Source organism: Streptomyces cyaneofuscatus (genome assembly GCF_042718795.1).
In the GTDB taxonomy this organism is placed as follows: Bacteria; Actinomycetota; Actinomycetes; order Streptomycetales; family Streptomycetaceae; genus Streptomyces; species Streptomyces cyaneofuscatus_A.
Map to the genome: position 1 here is coordinate 82420 of NZ_JBHXOX010000032.1, position 16160 is coordinate 98579.

The window sequence follows — 16160 nt, forward strand, 5'->3', positions numbered from 1 at the left end:
CGCATTGGTGTACGAGGAGGGGCACGGCGGGGGTGACGGCCTCGGGGAGGCCTACGGCGGGGGTTACGGGGACGGGGTCACCGTCACCGGAATGGCGTTCAGCACGGCGGTGCCGGAGAGCGGATCGAGCAGCGTGCCGTCGAGGAGCTGGTTCACGTTGGCCCCGGGGTGGGCGGCGGCGACCGCCATGCGGGTCCCGGGGCGGATGTGGCCCCAGCCGTGCGGGAGGCTCACCACTCCGCTGCGTACGGTGTCCGTGATCTCGGCGGGGGCCTCGATCCCGCCGCCCGCCGACTCGATCCGTACGGTGGCCCCGTCCACGAGCCCGAGGCGGGCCGCGTCGTCGGGGTGGATCTGGAGGGTGCAGACGTTGGAACCGCCGCTGAGCGAGCCGACGTTGTGCATCCAGCTGTTGTTGGAACGCAGATGGCGGCGGCCGACGAGGACGAGCGGGGCGGGACGGTCGCCCAGCGCCCGGCGCAGGCGGGGCAGGTCGGCGGCGATCGGGGCGGGGAGCAGTTCGACGCGGCCGGAGCGGGTGCGCAGGATCTCCGGGACGCGGGGCTTCAGCGGGCCGAGGTCGATGCCGTGCGGGTGGGCGAGGAGCTGCTCCAGCGTCAGACCGTACGGGCCGAGCCGCAGCATGAGGTCCAGGCGGCGTTCGGGGCCGCTGTCGCCGGTGAGCTCGTCGGCCAGCTCCTTCGGGGCGCCGGCCTTGGCGAGCGCGGTGGTGATGGCCAGGTCGTCGACGGCGGAGGGCGGGGCGCCGTGCATCCCGCTCACCGCGAGGATCAGCCGGGCGTGGATCTCGCTCTCGTCCATGCGGCCGACCTCCAGGGGGACGGGCGCGCGGGTGTAGCGGACCTGGTTGTGCACGGCGAAGGAGTTGAACGCGAAGTCGAAGTGGGCGCTCTGCGAGGGCGGCGGCGGGGGCAGGACGACGTCCGCGTGGCGGGAGGTCTCGTTCAGATACGGGTCGACGCTGATCATGAAGTCGAGGTGGCCGGCGAGCGCCGCGTCCAGCCGGTCGCCGTCGGGCGCGGAGAGGACGGGGTTGGCGGCGAGGACGACGAGAGCGCGGATGCGGCCCTCGCCCGGGGTCTCGATCTCCTCGGCCAGGGCGGCGATGGGGAGTTCGCCCTTGGCCTCGGGGTGGCCGGAGACCCGGGACGTCCAGCGGCCGAGGGCGAAGCCCTTGCCGGGTGCTGCGGACCCCTTGCCGGGCGCAGAGCCCTTGCCGGGCGCGGCTTCGCGCGGGGCGCGGGCCGTCGCGGAGAGCGGGAACAGCGCGCCGCCGGGGCGGTCGAGGTTGCCGGTGAGGATGTTGAGGACGTCCACCAGCCAACTGGCCAGCGTGCCGTGCTCGACGGTGCAGCTGCCGATCCGCCCGTAGACGGCGGCGGTGGGGGCGGCGGCCAGTTCGCGGGCGAGGGCGGTGATGGTGGCCGCGTCCACATCGCAGGCGGCGGCGACCGTTTCCGGGGTGAAGTCGGCCAGGGCGGCGGCGAGTTCGTCCGCGCCCTCCAGGTGCTCGGCGAGCGGGCCGGGGTCCACGAGCTTCTCCGCGAACAGCACCTGAGCCATCGCGGCGAGCAGCAGCGCGTCGGCTCCCGGCCGGATCGCCACGTGCCGGTCGGCGAGGCGGGCGGTCCGGGTGCGGCGCGGGTCGATGACGGTGAGGGTGCCGCCGCGCCGCCGCAGCGCCCTGAGCCGGCCGGGGAAGTCGGGGGCGGTGCAGAGGCTGCCGTTGGACTCCAGCGGGTTGGCGCCGATCAGGAGGAGGTGGTCGGTGCGGTCGAGGTCGGGTACGGGGATGGCGTTGGCGTCCCCGAAGAGCAGTCCGCTGGAGACGTGCTTGGGCATCTGGTCCAGGGTGCTCGCGGTGAAGACGTTGCGGGTGCGCAGGGCGGCGAGGAGCAGGGGCGGGTAGAGGGAGCCCGCCATGGTGTGGACGTTGGGGTTGCCGAGCACGACGCCGACGGCCTGCGGGCCGTGGGCCTCGGTCAGGGCCGGTATGCGGGCGGCGATCCGGTCGAACGCCTCGTCCCAGGTCGCCTCCCGCAGCTCCCCGCCCCGGCCCCCGTCCCCGTCCTCCCCGCGCACGAGCGGCACGCGCAGCCGGTCGGGGTCGGCGTCCAGGCCGCCGAAGGACGCCCCCTTGGGGCAGATGAAGCCCCGGCTGAAGATGTCGTCGCGGTCGCCGCGCGCACCGGTGACGGTGGTCCCCTCGATGGTGAGGGTGAGGCCGCAGGTGGCTTCGCAGAGGGGGCAGATGCGCGGTGCGGTACGGGATGCGTGGGACATGGGCCCTCCCCGGGGCGACGGCGGTGGCGGCACTCGGACGGCACGGCGAGCATACCGACCGGTAGGCATGCCGGGGAGGTGCTGGAGGCGGGAACATGACACCCGCCCCCGCGAGGCCCCCGCCCGCCCCCGTGGGCCCCCGCGCGTCCCCGCCCGCCCCCACGCCCCGCACTCCGGCCTCCTCCCCCCGGCGCCCTCAGTCCAGGATCTGCGCGAGGTACGCCCGTACCAGCGTCCGGGTCTCGGCGACGATCGCCGGGTCGCCCGACGGGTCCGTACGGAAGGCGAGCTGGAGCAGCGCGTCCGCCGCCTCGACGCTCACCAGGATGGCCCGCAGCAGCTCCGGGCCGGGGTCGCGGCCGAGGTGTCCGGCGAGCAGGTCGGCGAGCCGGCCCGCGAGGCGGCGGTTGGCGTCGTCCGACGCGTCCTCGGCGGGCGACGGGGGCCCGAAGTCCACCAGGGCGAAGCCGGGCACGGTCCGCTTCATCGCGAGGTACTCGTCCAGCACCGCGTCGATCGCCCCGCGCCAGTCGTCGGCGGGGAGGGAGCCGAGCCGGGCAGTGATGCGCTCGGCGTAGAGGTCCAGGTTGCGCAGCGCGAGGGCGTCGACCAGGGCCCGTTTGTTGGAGAAGAAACGGTAGACGGAGCCGATGGGCACCTCGGCGCGCAACGCGACGTCACGGGTGGAGAGCTGCTCGTAACCGGTCTCGTCGAGCAGTCCGGCGCAGGCGTCGAGTATCCGGGCGAGCCGGTCGGCGCTGCGCTGCTGTACGGGGGCGCGGCGGAGGTTCGGGTTCGGGTGGGGCACGGACCCATGATGCCGTGCACGTCCCGGGCGCCGTCCGCAAGCCCCTCGGAAGCCGTCCCACGCCCGGGATCGGTGTCCGGACCCCCCGAATGGCGTGATCCAGGCCGTTGACGCGCCAGCCTCCTATTCCTACGGTGTCCCATAGGATTCGTTGTCCGGCGGATCCAAGGGCTTCACGGTCACCGGGAGTGCGGGATGAGCGGCATCGAGCAGGCGAGGAAGCAGGCGAGGAAGACGGCGGAGGGACTGGCGTACTCCTCCGGTTTCGGCAACGAACACAGCTCGGAGGCGGTGCCGGGGGCGCTGCCGCACGGCCGTAACTCCCCCCAGCGCGCCCCCCTCGGCCTCTACGCGGAGCAGTTGAGCGGCTCCGCATTTACTGAGCCCCGCGCCGACAACCGCCGCTCCTGGCTCTACCGGATCCGCCCCTCCGCCGTACACCCGGCCTTCACCCGGACCGACAACGGCGATCTGCGCACCGCGCCCTTCACCGAGAGCGTGCCCGACCCGAACCGGCTCCGCTGGAACCCGCTCCCCGACCCCGCGCCCGGCACGGACTTCGTCAGCGGGCTGTGGACGCTCGGCGGCAACGGTGACGCCGCCCAGCGCACGGGCATGGCGGTGCACCTCTACCACGCCAACTCCTCCATGACCGACCGGGTGTTCAGCGACTCCGACGGTGAACTGCTGATCGTCCCGGAGCACGGCGGGCTGCTGCTCCGCACCGAACTGGGCCTGCTGCGCGCCGAACCGGGCCACGTCGCGCTGATCCCGCGCGGTGTCCGCTTCCGGGTGGAGCTGCTGGAGGAGACCGCACGCGGGTACGTCTGCGAGAACTACGGCCGCCCGTTCGTGCTCCCGGACCTGGGACCGATCGGCGCCAACGGGCTTGCCAACGCCCGGGACTTCCTGGCCCCCGTCGCCGCGTACGAGGACGACGACCGGCCGGTGGAGGTGGTCAACAAGTTCTGCGGGAACCTCTGGTCGGCGACGTACGACCACTCCCCGCTGGACGTCGTCGCCTGGTACGGCACGCACACCCCGTACGTCTACGATCTGCGCCGGTTCAACGTCATCGGGTCGATCAGCTACGACCACCCCGACCCCTCGATCTTCACGGTGCTGACCTCGCCGTCGGACACCCCGGGCCTGGCCGGTGTCGACTTCGTGGTCTTCGCGCCGCGCTGGCTGGTCGGCGAGGACACGTTCCGGCCGCCGTACTTCCACCGCAACGTGATGAGCGAGTACATGGGGCTGATCGACGGCGCGTACGACGCGAAGGCCGACGGCTTCGTCCCCGGCGGCGGCTCGCTGCACAACATGATGTCCGCCCATGGACCGGACCGCGAGACCTTCGACCGGGCGAGCGCTGCGGAGCTGAAGCCGCAGAAGATCGAGGACGGTCTGGCCTTCATGTTCGAGACCCGCTGGCCGATCATCGCCACCCCGCAGGCGGCCGGAGCCGGCCATCTTCAGCGCGGTTACGACGACGTATGGCAGGGTCTGAGCCGCAACTTCCGGCCGTAGAGAGCTGCTGCGGAGACGGGCCGGGCGGCCGGAGGGGCCCGGCGGGACGGGACGGGGACGACGACGTGACAGAGAGCCATGAGACGACGACCGAGGCGAGGACTGCCGAGGCGGAGGCGGCCGGAGCAGGGTGGCCCGAAGTGGGGGCGGCCGGAGCGGGGACGGCAGGAGCACGGGCGACCGGAGCGGGGACGGCCGCAGCACGGGCCGCCGAGACGGGGACGGCTGGAGCGGGCGCGCGCGGGGACGCCGCGGCTCGGCCGGGGTCCGGCGTGAACCCGGTGGGCCGGGCACACCCGCCCGCCTTCGCCCCCGACTCGCTCGTCCTCAACCGTAAGCTGCCGCTCTGGTACCAGGTCTCCCAGTCCCTGCGGGCCTCCATACTCGGGCGCCCCCAGGACGCCTCCCTCCGGCTGCCCACCGAGGAACAGCTCGCCGGGCACTACGGGGTCAGCGTGCTCACGATGCGTCAGGCGCTGAAGGAGCTGGAGACGGAGGGGCTGATCAGCCGGCACCGGCGGCGCGGCACGTTCATCGAGCCGCGCGCCCGGCGGGTCTCCCCGGTCCGGCTGCTGGGCTCGGTCGACGCGATCGTCGCCCAGCAGTCCGGGGAGGCGACGACGGTTCTCGGCCACGGGGCGGTGCCGGTGCCGGGCGACCTCGCGGAGTTCTTCCCGGACTGCGGCGAGGTGGTCAGCTACCGGCGGCTGCGCCGGGACGGCGAGAGCGACGAGCCGACCAACTGGGCGGAGAACGCCGTACGCCCCGACATCGCCGCCCGGATCGACGTCGCCGACCTCGAACGCTGGCCGATGACCAAGGTGCTGCGCGACGGCGTCGGGGTCAGGATCTCCCGGATCACCGACACGGTGGAGGCCCGGCTCGCCGACCCGGTCACCGCCGAGCTCCTCCAGGTCCCGCTGCTCAGCCCGATCCTGCACTACACGGGCGTGACGTACGACGAGGAGGGGCGCGTCGTGGATGTGGCCCGGATCCGCTACCGGGGCGACCGGTTCTCGTTCTCGGTGACGGTGGAGGCCCACTAGGACCACTCGGCCCACCCTCCCCCCATCACACCCCTCATCACGCCCCTCATCACGCCCACCGCACGGAAATTGATTGGACTAGACCAAGCCTTCATGTGCACACTCTCCGCTCGACCCGCCCGACAGGGACCGGCCCGCGCCAGGAGAGGCACCCATGCCCGTCATCGAAGTGGCAGACCTCGTCAAGGAGTTCAGCCGGCCCCAACGGCAGGAGGGCGCCTTCGCGGGCATCCGCACGCTCCTGACCCGTGAGCGGACCGTCAAGCGTGCCGTCGACGGCGTGAACTTCACGGTCCGGCAGGGCGAGATGGTCGGCTATCTCGGCCCCAACGGTGCGGGGAAGTCCACCACCATCAAGATGCTCACCGGCATCCTCGTCCCCACCTCCGGCACGGTCACGGTCGCCGGTGCCACGCCCTGGCGGGACCGGTCCCGTAACGCCCGCCGGATAGGCGTGGTCTTCGGCCAGCGCAGCCAGCTCTGGTGGGACCTGCCGCTGCGCGACTCGCTCTGGCTGATCGGCCGCCTCTACGACGTGCCGGAGGCCCGGTTCCGTGAGAGGCAGCGGCAGTTCGGCGAGGTGCTCGGCCTCGGCCCGTTCCTCGACACTCCCGTCCGCCAGCTCTCCCTGGGTCAGCGGATGCGCGGCGACCTTGCCGCCGCGATGCTCTACGACCCGGACATCCTCTACCTGGACGAGCCGACCGTCGGGCTCGACGTCATCGCCAAGGAGCGGATACGCACGTTCGTCGGGGAGCTGAACCGGGAATCGGGGACGACGGTCGTCCTCACCACCCACGACCTCGACGACGTCGAGGAACTCTGCGACCGGATCATCCTCATCGACCACGGCAAGGTCGCCTACGACGGAGCGGTGGACGAGCTGAAGGCCCGCTACGCCCCGCACCGCGAACTCGTCGTGCAGACCGACGGGCTGGAGAGCGTCGAGGGCGCGGAGGTCGTCCGGCGGGAGGACGGCAAGGTGTGGCTGCGCTTCGATCCCGTCCGCACCCCACCCGCCGAACTCGTGGCCGCGGTGCTGGAGCGGCACCGGGTGACCGACCTCTCGATCGTGGAACCCGAGCTGGAGAGCGTCATCCACCGGATCTACGCGGACCGCGGATGACCGCCCCGACGACGGCCCGCGCCTCGGCGAAGACGTCCCCCGCCGCCGCGAAGCAGCCATTCGGGACGCTGCTCCGGGCCTATCTCGCCTGCGCCCGGATGGAGTTCCGCGCCGCCCTCACCTACCGCACGGCCTATTTCTCGTCCTTCGCGATGATGCTCCTCCAGATCTGGCTGCTGACGGTGGTCTGGAAGGCCCTCTACGACGGCCGCGCGGAGGTGGACGGACTCGGCCTCACCACCATGACGGCGTACGCGACGCTGACGACGCTCCAGTACCAGCTCGTCAGCCCGTGGCGGTCCTCCCCCATCGACCAGCGGGTACGGGAGGGCAAGGTCGCCGTCGACCTGCTGCGGCCCGTCGGCTTCCCCGGGCAGATGCTCGCCGGCCAGCTCGGGTGGGCATCGGCCGCGGTACCGGTCCTGCTGGTGGCACTGCCGTTCGCGCTGCTGATCGGCGCGGGCCAGGCACCCGCGTCGACGGCTGCGGGGTTCGCCTACCCCGTGGCCCTGCTCGGCGCGCTGCTCGTGAACCAACTGCTCGGGCTGCTGCTCGGCATGGTCTCCTTCTGGACCCTGGAGGTGAGCGGCGCCCTCATGGCCTACCGCTTCGTCGCACAGTTCTTCTCCGGGGCCCTGGTCCCGTTGTGGTTCATGCCGGGACCGGTCAGGGCGGCCGCGGAATGGCTGCCTTTCCAGGCCACCGCGTACACCCCGGCGGCCGTCTACCTGGGCCAGGTCGAGGGCGCCGGCATCGCGGCCGCCCTCGGGGTCCAGCTCGCGTGGATCGCCGCGCTCGGCGCGCTGGCCGCGTTCGTCTGGTCGCGCGCCCGGCACCGCGTCATGTCGCAGGGGGGATGAGGGATGATGCGAGGTCCACGCGTTTATCTGCTGCTGGCCGGTGCGGCGTTCCGCGCCGAGTTCCAGTACCGGGGGAACCTGTTCATCAACATCATCGGCGGCCTGTTCTACCAGGGCGTCGGGCTGGCGTTCATCTGGGCGGTGCTGGACCGCTTCGGGCAGGTCGGCGGCTGGGGACTGCCGGAGATCGCCTTCCTCTACGGGATCAGACTGACCGCCCACGGCCTGTGGCTGCTCCCCGGTCACCAGTTGATCCACGTCGACGAGGTCGTCGTCGAGGGCGAGTACGACCGCTACCTCGTCCGTCCGGTGCCGCCGCTGGTCCAGCTCCTCACCCGCAGGGTGCGGCTGAGCTCGCTCGGCGACCTGGCGGGCGGAGTGGTCCTCCTGTCCATCGCCTCGGCCTCCGCGCCGGTCGACTGGTCGGCGGGAGCCGTCTGCTTCCTCCTGCTCGCCGTGGCGGGCGGTGCGCTGGTGGAAGGCGCCCTGCAACTGGCCGCCTCCGCGCTGGTCTTCAGGATGAAGAGGGTCTCCCCCATCAAGTTCGCCATCGACATGATCTTCAGCGACTTCGGCAACTACCCGCTGAAGATCTTCGGCCCGGTGGCCGGCTTCGGGCTCACCTTCGTCTTCCCGCTGGCCTTCGTCGCCTATCTGCCGGCGACCGTGCTGATGGACCGGGAGGAGGAACTCGCCGTGCCGGATTGGCTCGCCTGGGGCGCGCCGGGCATCGGCGTCGTACTCATGTACGCCGCGTACCGCTTCTGGGAGCGGCAGTCCCGCCACTACGAGAGCAGTGGCCACTGAGCGGACCCCCGCCCGACGCCGGACCGCATATTGGTCTGTACCTGTCTGGGCACAAGAGCACCATGAGCGACGACAACATCACGATCACCGTCGAACTGCACGGCGGGCCCCTGGACGGACGGACCGTGCCCGTCACCCTGACCGACGAAGACCCCTGGACCGCGATCCCCAACGACGGCTGCGCCTACCTCGGCGGCAGCAGCCTCTACGCACCCGACACCACCGGCCGCTGGGTCTGGCAGGACGACCAGCCGGCCGACGCCACCTGAGCGACCCAAGTAGCCAGAGTGACGCCGAGGACGGTGAGGCCGCCGACGGTCATTCCTATGACCAGGAGCACTATTGAGGGGATCACACCGAGGAGGCCTAAGATATGACTGGTCACCAGCACTCTTTTCAGCAGTGACTGTCGTTGCAGTGGAACTCCAACTTGGCGCATTCCATATGCCCTTCCATGGCCCGGAAGGGTCACCCTTCCGAGAGCGGTCCGACTAGTTGAAGGACATTTGGGTCTCCTCTCCGTCCTTCGTGGCAAGGTGTCGCAGCGGTGGTGGCGGGAGTGCGAGTGGGCTGCTCCAAGGGCCTGAAGAAGAACGCGGACGGCACGTACACGCTGACCGACCGCACGTCCGGCGCCGAGGACACCTGCAACGCCAACGGCATGCTGACGAGGGCTTCATCCTCGACGTCGACACGGTGACCGAGGGCCTGCGGCGGCTGGACACCGTACTGCTGCCGGACGGGCTGCCCGGCGGGGACAGGCCGTCCGGCGATTGAGGGCTTGCCGGCCTTGCTCAGGGTCGCGCCGGTTGCACAGTCCCCTCTTCCTCCTCCTCGGCCGGCCGTGGTACGGCTTCGGGTCCGGTCCCAGCCCCGGCCCCGGCGCCCGGCTTGTTCCCGGCCACCGGACGTGACGGCGCGGTGCGGGTCAGCAATACGCCACTGACGATCAGTAGCGCGCCCACCACGGTGTTCCAACCCAGCGACTCGTTCAGGAAGAACACTCCGACGATCGCCGCCCACAACGGGGTCAGATACGCAACCGTGGAGGCGACCGTCGAGCCGACGGCGCGGATCACCGACAGGTTCCACATGTACGCGAGCCCGGTGCCCACGGCACCGAGCACCACCATGGCGGCCATCGGCCCCTTCCCGCCCCAATGCGGTGCGCCACTCAACAGTGGTGCGACCAGAGCGAGTTCGAGGGTCGCCCAGCTGACCTGAATGGCGGTCAGGGTGATCGCGGGGAGGTCTCCGCCGGACAGGTAACGGCGGGTGTAGGTGTAGCCAAGCCCGTACGAAGCGGTGGCGACCAGGCAGATCACACTCCCTTTCATCAGTGAGGACTGCCCGCCCGACCACACGCCGAGCACCACCAGGGCGCCGCACAGGCCGGTGGCGATGCCGAGCAGCCGTCGCAGGTTCGGCTTCTCGTCCGGCAGCATGACCAGTACCCAGACCAGGGTGAACAGGGGAATGGTGGAGTTCCACACCCCGGCCGTGACGGAGTCGATGTACTGCTCGCCCCAGGCGAACAGGGTGAAGGGGAAGGCATTGAGCACCGTCCCCACCACCAGGGCGTGCCCCCACACCCGCAGGTCACGCGGCATTCCCAGCCGCCGCACCAGTACCAGCCCCCACAACACCAGTGCTCCGAAGAAGCACCGCCAGAAAGCGACCCAACCCGGTTCGATACCGGCTTCGACGCCGATCTTGATGAGCGCGAACCCGGACCCCCAGATCATCGAGCAGATGACGAACTGAGGTACCCACGACTTGGCCGGTACAGCGGATAAGGCGTTTACGGAGCGTGCCACTTCGAGTCCCTTCGATTTGCCGTGCGTTTCTTGCCGTGCGTTTCTTGCCGTGCGCTCTTCGTCATGCGCTTCCTGTCGTGCGCTTCACGGGGGCGGAGCTGTGCCGCTGGATCACGTCCCCGTGCTGCGCCCGACCGCCGCCGCCGAGGCGAAACCGCGCACCAGGGGATGGAGCCGGAAGGTGTCGTCGGCCACTTCGGGCCGGAACAAGGTGGACAGGAAGAACCGGTACCCCGGCAGTTCGACGACACAGGGGTGGCCGTCGTCGTGGCCGGTGAAGCGCAACCCGTGGTCGCGCAGGGTGCCGGCACACCGGGGGTCCAGAACGTGCGTGCACTGGTGGCGCTCCACGGTACGCGCGCCGAGCGCTTCCTCGGCCTGCGCGGTCGACACGCCAGCAGGCGCCCACCAGCAGGCGCCCACCAGCAGCCGTTCGCCGCGCCACAGCGCCTCCAGCATCGGCGCACAGCAGGTGCGCGAGAGGTCCGGGTCGGCCTGGGGGCGTGGTGCGACAGTGGTGGGCACGCCGGAATCATGCAGCGGCCCTGGCAAAAGGACAAACGATGGCTTCTGATTCCTCGATAAGTGATGCTGATCCGGTGGACGGGCCTGATCAAGACCTTCTCGGCCGTCATCACGCACGGCCCCTTCTCCTACGCGGCCGGAGAGTTGGGCTGTACGCGGTCCGCCGTGTCCCAGCGGACAGCTTCGCAGGAAGGGGAGCGGGGCGTCGAGTTGGTCTGTCGGCGACCGGTCGGTCCGACGGAGGCCGGTGCCCGGCTGATGGACCACGTGGCCTCGATCCTCCTGCGGATCATCGGTGAGATGTCCCGGCGGGTCGGTGCAACGAGCTGACGGTACATCCGCTGTCTCGCCAGGCGGTCGCCGAAGACGCCGCCACCGCGAACTGGACCTCGGCCTGCTCGACGGCTTCGCCCCGCCCGAGGACCCCCTGCGCCCGCCCCGGGTGGCCGGGCTGCGCGGCGTACCGGTCTGCCGGGAGCCGGTGGTGGCTCTGCCGCCCCGCCACCCCCTGGCACACCGCACGGATCACGGGTCTGCTGGCAGCAGCGCACGCGATCATCCAGGTGGGAGGCGTTCGGGGATCGGCCACCGTGACCGATCTCCGAACGCGGTGTTCCTGGGACGCCATACGGACATCCACGCGCGGCGGGCCGTCCAGGGCGCGGTCGAGGTGATCGAGCACGGAAGTCCCTTTTGCATGCAAGAGGGGCATCTCTGATGCGTCTCGGGGTAAACGGGCTCGCATGCACGGACAACATGCGCGTCCTACGAGCACTCTGTTCGGCCCGATCTTTCCAGCTCAGGAGATGGCGAACGGTCAGGACGGCCCCCGGCACTCCCGCCGTGGTCGACCCCTGGGCCGCTTGCGGCGGCGGCTCCTCGTCTACCGATCGATCGAGTTCCTGTCGTCCCGCGTCCCCGGCGGCACCCGTCCGGACGAGGAGTGCCTCCTCCTGGTCCATATCCGCAAGGTCGTCGGCCAGGTCCGCTATCGGCTCTGTGACCATTGCGAACAAGGTGTCATCACCGACGTGACCCTGGAGGAGCGCTTCCGTGGCACCGGGCTGGGGACCCGCGCCCTGGCGCATCTGCGCTCCTGTCACCCGGGCGTGAGCTGGCGCAGCACCCTGAACCTGCGCGCGACGCGTGAGCTCCTGCGCCGCATGTCCATCCCTGCAACCGGTTCGGCTCGCTTGTGCCCGCACACCGGAGAGTCGAGTCTTCGCCTCCACAGGCCGTAAGAGGCTTGTGCCGACATGCGGCGAGGACGGGGTGGCTGACTTCACGGGAAGTTCGCCCGCCACCGGATCGGCCCATGGCGGACGACTCAGGCTCGCGACCCGAGGCCGTGAACGGTCTCATGCTGCTCGCCGCGCAACGCCGTCACGCCAAGATCGCCGTCTTCCCCACCTCGCGGTATGCGGGCTGGTGAGTCTACGGGTGCGGTCGGGTGGCGGTGTCGAGGTAGAAGGCGTCGATGCTCTGGACGGCCTGCTCGAAGGCGTCCAGGTTGACGGGCTTGGTCACGTACGCGTTGGCGTGGCTGGTGTACGCGCCGGTGACATCGTCCGGCGCGGTGGACGTGGTGAGGACGACGACCGGGATGGCCTGCAGGTTCTCGTCGGACTTCAGGACCTTCAGGAGGTCGTGGCCGTTCATGCGGGGCATGTTGAGGTCCAGGACGATGAGGTCGGGCCGGACCGTGCCGGGGGCACGGAGGTGTTCCAGGGCGGCGACTCCGTCGGTGACCTGGACCAGGTTGCGGGCGCCGCGTTCGGAGAGGGCCTCTTCGATGAGCATGGCGTCGGCGATGTCGTCCTCGACGAGCAGGACGTCGAAGGGGCGGGCGGGGCTGGTCATCGTCGGGTGCTCCGTGGGTTTTTCGTTCGAGTGGTGGAAGAGTCCCGGCCAGCGGCGCCGGGCACCTTGGCGGGTCATGTCGCAGGCGGCGCCGATCTGCGGGTAGCCGGCACCCGCGCGGGCGGCGTCCGTGGCCGCCTGCCGCTGTAGCCTCTCGGTTGCCTGCTGCAGCTGGTCGAGTACGTGAAGCAGGGTGAGCGGGTAGGCCGGATCGCCGGACGCGGGAGGCGCCGGAGCTTCTTCCTGCAGCTGGCGGGCAAGGCGATGCGCGAGATCACTGATTCTCGCGTCCGCTATGGCGGCAGTCTCCTCGGAAGTGGTCCGCAGTACGAAATCCTTGCCCGGCATACCCGGCACTGTAGGTCCCCGAGCGCTCCGGCGACAACATGCGTTGTCGGTTGGGTCTAGAGTGTGCTGGCCGCACTCCACCAGGGCGGCTTCCCGGCGAGGAGCGCTCAGGATGACCGGCGACATACAGCAACCGCGCGGACGAAGACTGTCCTCCTGGACGACCCGGCGCTGGCTTCGCGTGGGGGTCGGCGCCTCCCTGGTCGTGCTGACCCTGCTGGGGCTGACGGGGGCCTGGGTGATGGGGCGGAGCCAGGCCATCAGCAACAACCTCACCGACGTACGGTCGCCCTCCCTCTCCACCGCGTTCCGCCTGGAAACAGCCCTGGTCAACCAGGAGACCGGCATCCGCGGCTACGGCCTGACCGGTACCGAGGAGTTCCTGGCCCCCTACCGGCAGGGACTGGCCGACCAGAAGGCCCACACAGCGTCGCTCAGGGAGCTGCTCCACGGTGATGCCGCCCGACTTCACGACCTGGCATCGGTCCAGAAGGCGGTGGACAGGTGGCAGGAGGAGGTCGCCGAGCCCGTCGCCGCCGCACCGGCGGGAACGCCTTCCCCACAGGAGGCGGAGCGGCTGGCCAACGGCAAGGCGGCCTTCGACAGGGTTCGGGCGGCCCTGGAGAACCAGCACGAGAGGCTGCGCGCGGACCGCGTCCAGGCCAGAGCGGACCTGCAGGCTACCGTCACTCTGCGGAACTGGGTGTTCAGCGCCATCGCGCTGCTCATCGTCGCCCTCGCCGCTCTCGTCTTCGAAGGGCTGCGCCGCGGCATCAACCGGCCCCTGGACCAGCTGGGCGCCGACGCCCGCATCATCTCCGCAGGTGACTTCGACCATCCCATCACCCCCACCGGCCCCGCCGACCTGCGGCGCCTGAGCGGTGAGATCGATGTCATGCGCCGGCGCCTCGTACGGGAACTCGCCTTCACCGAGGAGGCACGGCTGCGGCTGGACGCGCAGGCCGCCGACCTCCAGCGCTCCAACGCCGAACTGGAACAGTTCGCGTACGTGGCCTCCCACGACCTCCAGGAACCGCTGCGCAAGGTGTCCAGCTTCACCCAGCTCCTGCAGCGCCGCTACGGAGGCCAACTCGACGAGCGGGCCGACCAGTACATCGACTTCGCGGTGGATGGGGCGAACCGCATGCAGACCCTCATCAGCGACCTGCTCAACTTCTCCCGCGTGGGCCGCGTGCACAAGGCCCACCAGAGCATCGACCTGGACACGGTGCTGGAGGAGACCCTGTCGTCGCTGAGCGTAGCCGTCGAGGAGACCGGGGCGAAGATCACTCACGACGCCCTGCCGACCCTGGTCGCCGACCCCAGCCAGATGGTCATGCTCTGGCAGAACCTGATCGGCAATTCCGTCAAGTTCCGTCGCCCCGGAGAAACGCCGAGGATCCACATCACGGCGGCCGCGGAAGCCGGGCTGTGGCGGTTCACCGTCACCGACAACGGCATCGGCATCCCTCCTGAGTACGCCGAGAAGATCTTCGTCATCTTCCAGCGGCTGCACACCAAGGACACCTACAGCGGCAGCGGCATCGGCCTGGCGATGTGCAAGAAGATCGTCGAATTCCACGGCGGCAGCATCACCATCGACCCGGACTACCGCGACGGTGCTCGTATCATCTTCACCCTGGCACCCGAACCACCGCAGATCCCCGGCCTGTCGGCCACACCGGAAGCCCCGCCCGCCGAGGCGGAGCAGGCACGATGACCACCGCCGGAAAACACCTTCCGGGCAGCGCGCCCTCAGATCTGCCTCTCTACCGCATCCTCCTCATCGAGGACGACCTGGGCGACGCCCTGCTCGTCGAGGAACTCCTCGACGACACCGGACTTCCCTTCGAGCTGACGACCCGCACCACCCTCGCCCAGGCGCGCACCGAACTGGCCACCAGCCAAGCCGACTGCATCCTCCTCGACCTGCACCTGCCGGACGTGTCGGGCATCGACGCCCTCACCGCCGTACGGGCCCTGGCCCCGAACACCGCCGTCATCGTCCTGACCGGGCTCTCCGAAGCCCAGGCGGGCACCGAAGCGATGGCCGCCGGCGCCCAGGACTACCTCGTCAAAGGCAAGGTCGAACCCGACCTCCTGCACCGCACGCTGCGCTACGCCGTCCACCGCAGCCAGACCGAACGTACCAACGCCGAAGCCCAGGCAGCCCGGCAGCGCGCGGAGGAGAACGCCCGCCTGGAACGCGGCCTCCTCCCGCAGCCCATTCTCGACACCTCCTCGGTGCGAGTGACCTCCCGCTACCTGCCCGGAGCCGAACTGGCCCTGCTGGGCGGGGACTTCCTCGACGTGGTCGAATGCGACGACGGCCCCCTCCAGGCGGTCGTCGGCGACGTCAGCGGCCACGGCCCCGACGCCGCCGCCCTCGGCGTCTTCCTGCGCATCGCCTGGCGCTCCCTCGTCCTCGGCGGGCACGACGGTGAGGATCTGCTCCATCTCATGGAGCGCATCCTGATCGCCGAGCGAGGCAGCCACTCCCTGTTCGCCACCTGCACCCTGCTCAAGCTGGACCAGCGCGCCGGCACCGTCACCCTCCACCTCGCCGGCCACCACGAGCCGCTCCTGACCACAGCGGACGGCACCCGCGAAGTGACGGCGGCCCACGGTGTGGCGCTGGGGATCGTCCCCGGGCTTCGCTCCTGGCCCTCCACAACCCTCGCTCTCCCGGCCGCCGGAGCCCTGACCCTGTACACCGACGGCCTCACCGAAGGCCACAGCGGCGCGGACAACGACCGCCTCGGCGTCGAAGGGCTCCTCACACTGATCGAGAACCTCCCCCCGGCAGACCCGGCCGTCCACGTCGACCGGCTCATCCAGGAAACCCACCGGCTGAACGCGGGGCGCCACTCCGACGACCTGGCCGTCCTCCGCCTCGACTGGGGCGACCCGCCCACCTACCCCTGACGAAGGCTTCGGCCTGTTCGCAGTCGGACCACTCGATCCGGGTGCCGGCTCCGGCGAAGTGCTCGATCCCGCCCCTCAGACCCGGAAAGGCAGCCGCAGGCCGCAGGCCGCAGGCCGACGTCCCCCGGGCTGCATGACCGGCGCTCCACGCCCACGCCGGACCGGCCGTATGACACGGACTCAGCGGGTGCACACCACCTGAATCCC

16 protein-coding genes are annotated in these 16160 nt (G+C 70.6%); 11 read left to right on the forward strand and 5 right to left on the reverse strand.

Features of this window, described 5'->3' with window-relative positions:
• Nucleotides 1-63: 63 nt before the first annotated feature.
• Nucleotides 64-2304 (reverse strand): molybdopterin-dependent oxidoreductase, encoded by a 2241-nt coding sequence (locus ACFWRT_RS31110; protein WP_380953969.1) that lies wholly within the window; start codon nucleotides 2302-2304, stop codon nucleotides 64-66.
• Nucleotides 2305-2500: 196 nt separating this feature from the next.
• On the reverse strand, nucleotides 2501-3112 hold the full coding sequence (locus ACFWRT_RS31115) for a TetR/AcrR family transcriptional regulator (RefSeq protein WP_380953970.1): 612 nt from the start codon (nucleotides 3110-3112) through the stop codon (nucleotides 2501-2503).
• Between the two features lie 195 nt (nucleotides 3113-3307).
• On the opposite strand from ACFWRT_RS31115, the gene hmgA reads away from it, so the two are divergent.
• From hmgA to ACFWRT_RS31150, 7 genes are all read left to right on the forward strand, one after another.
• Nucleotides 3308-4639 carry a homogentisate 1,2-dioxygenase gene (gene hmgA / locus ACFWRT_RS31120; RefSeq protein ID WP_380953972.1) on the forward strand — a complete coding sequence of 444 codons (1332 nt, stop codon included), beginning with the start codon at nucleotides 3308-3310 and terminating at the stop codon, nucleotides 4637-4639.
• Between the two features lie 272 nt (nucleotides 4640-4911).
• Nucleotides 4912-5685, forward strand: coding sequence for a GntR family transcriptional regulator (locus ACFWRT_RS31125; protein WP_380954010.1), 774 nt, complete (start codon nucleotides 4912-4914; stop codon nucleotides 5683-5685).
• A 154-nt stretch (nucleotides 5686-5839) separates the two neighbouring features.
• Entirely contained in the window at nucleotides 5840-6811 is a 972-nt protein-coding gene (locus ACFWRT_RS31130; RefSeq protein ID WP_380953973.1) for an ABC transporter ATP-binding protein, read from the forward strand.
• Complete coding sequence (locus ACFWRT_RS31135) at nucleotides 6808-7671, forward strand: ABC transporter permease (protein WP_380953975.1); 864 nt, start codon at nucleotides 6808-6810, stop codon at nucleotides 7669-7671. The genes ACFWRT_RS31130 and ACFWRT_RS31135 overlap by 4 nt, the downstream gene beginning before the upstream one ends.
• 6 nt (nucleotides 7672-7677) lie before the next feature.
• The gene (locus ACFWRT_RS31140; protein WP_380954012.1) at nucleotides 7678-8478 is read left to right on the forward strand and encodes an ABC transporter permease; all 801 of its coding nucleotides are present in this window, start codon (nucleotides 7678-7680) and stop codon (nucleotides 8476-8478) included.
• A 62-nt stretch (nucleotides 8479-8540) separates the two neighbouring features.
• Nucleotides 8541-8747: a hypothetical protein gene (locus tag ACFWRT_RS31145; RefSeq protein ID WP_380953976.1), complete on the forward strand. Its 207-nt coding sequence runs from the start codon at nucleotides 8541-8543 to the stop codon at nucleotides 8745-8747.
• Between the two features lie 281 nt (nucleotides 8748-9028).
• Nucleotides 9029-9178 (forward strand): hypothetical protein, encoded by a 150-nt coding sequence (locus tag ACFWRT_RS31150; RefSeq protein ID WP_380953977.1) that lies wholly within the window; start codon nucleotides 9029-9031, stop codon nucleotides 9176-9178.
• 94 nt (nucleotides 9179-9272) lie between these two features.
• Here the strand turns inward: ACFWRT_RS31150 and ACFWRT_RS31155 are convergent, their stop codons facing one another.
• Together ACFWRT_RS31155 and ACFWRT_RS31160 are read right to left on the reverse strand one after the other, a co-directional pair.
• A complete protein-coding gene (locus ACFWRT_RS31155) occupies nucleotides 9273-10295 on the reverse strand; it encodes a DMT family transporter (protein WP_380953979.1) in 1023 nt (340 codons plus the stop codon).
• Between the two features lie 111 nt (nucleotides 10296-10406).
• A complete protein-coding gene (locus tag ACFWRT_RS31160) occupies nucleotides 10407-10820 on the reverse strand; it encodes a CTP synthase (protein ID WP_380953981.1) in 414 nt (137 codons plus the stop codon).
• Between the two features lie 63 nt (nucleotides 10821-10883).
• On the opposite strand from ACFWRT_RS31160, the gene ACFWRT_RS31165 reads away from it, so the two are divergent.
• Nucleotides 10884-11150 carry a LysR family transcriptional regulator gene (locus tag ACFWRT_RS31165; protein WP_380954013.1) on the forward strand — a complete coding sequence of 89 codons (267 nt, stop codon included), beginning with the start codon at nucleotides 10884-10886 and terminating at the stop codon, nucleotides 11148-11150.
• 476 nt (nucleotides 11151-11626) lie between these two features.
• Entirely contained in the window at nucleotides 11627-12061 is a 435-nt protein-coding gene (locus tag ACFWRT_RS31170; protein WP_380953982.1) for a GNAT family N-acetyltransferase, read from the forward strand.
• Between the two features lie 193 nt (nucleotides 12062-12254).
• Here ACFWRT_RS31170 and ACFWRT_RS31175 read toward each other — a convergent pair whose 3' ends face one another.
• Nucleotides 12255-13028, reverse strand: coding sequence for a response regulator (locus ACFWRT_RS31175; RefSeq protein ID WP_380953983.1), 774 nt, complete (start codon nucleotides 13026-13028; stop codon nucleotides 12255-12257).
• Between the two features lie 112 nt (nucleotides 13029-13140).
• Between ACFWRT_RS31175 and ACFWRT_RS31180 the strand changes: the two genes are divergently transcribed.
• Nucleotides 13141-14748 (forward strand): CHASE3 domain-containing protein, encoded by a 1608-nt coding sequence (locus ACFWRT_RS31180; protein WP_380953984.1) that lies wholly within the window; start codon nucleotides 13141-13143, stop codon nucleotides 14746-14748.
• On the forward strand, nucleotides 14745-15953 hold the full coding sequence (locus ACFWRT_RS31185; RefSeq protein ID WP_380953986.1) for a PP2C family protein-serine/threonine phosphatase: 1209 nt from the start codon (nucleotides 14745-14747) through the stop codon (nucleotides 15951-15953). The genes ACFWRT_RS31180 and ACFWRT_RS31185 overlap by 4 nt, the downstream gene beginning before the upstream one ends.
• The last annotated feature ends 207 nt before the right edge of the window (nucleotides 15954-16160 follow it).

Excerpts from the sequence above, each read along its gene's own strand:
- ACFWRT_RS31110 (WP_380953969.1), bottom strand. The coding sequence starts at position 2,304 with ATGTCCCACGCATCCCGTACCGCACCGCGCATCTGCCCCCTCTGCGAA.
- hmgA (WP_380953972.1), top strand. The coding sequence starts at position 3,308 with ATGAGCGGCATCGAGCAGGCGAGGAAGCAGGCGAGGAAGACGGCGGAG.
- ACFWRT_RS31130 (WP_380953973.1), top strand. The coding sequence starts at position 5,840 with ATGCCCGTCATCGAAGTGGCAGACCTCGTCAAGGAGTTCAGCCGGCCC.
- ACFWRT_RS31135 (WP_380953975.1), top strand. The coding sequence starts at position 6,808 with ATGACCGCCCCGACGACGGCCCGCGCCTCGGCGAAGACGTCCCCCGCC.
- ACFWRT_RS31140 (WP_380954012.1), top strand. The coding sequence starts at position 7,678 with ATGCGAGGTCCACGCGTTTATCTGCTGCTGGCCGGTGCGGCGTTCCGC.
- ACFWRT_RS31145 (WP_380953976.1), top strand. The coding sequence starts at position 8,541 with ATGAGCGACGACAACATCACGATCACCGTCGAACTGCACGGCGGGCCC.
- ACFWRT_RS31165 (WP_380954013.1), top strand. The coding sequence starts at position 10,884 with ATGCTGATCCGGTGGACGGGCCTGATCAAGACCTTCTCGGCCGTCATC.
- ACFWRT_RS31170 (WP_380953982.1), top strand. The coding sequence starts at position 11,627 with ATGGCGAACGGTCAGGACGGCCCCCGGCACTCCCGCCGTGGTCGACCC.
- ACFWRT_RS31175 (WP_380953983.1), bottom strand. The coding sequence starts at position 13,028 with ATGCCGGGCAAGGATTTCGTACTGCGGACCACTTCCGAGGAGACTGCC.
- ACFWRT_RS31180 (WP_380953984.1), top strand. The coding sequence starts at position 13,141 with ATGACCGGCGACATACAGCAACCGCGCGGACGAAGACTGTCCTCCTGG.
- ACFWRT_RS31185 (WP_380953986.1), top strand. The coding sequence starts at position 14,745 with ATGACCACCGCCGGAAAACACCTTCCGGGCAGCGCGCCCTCAGATCTG.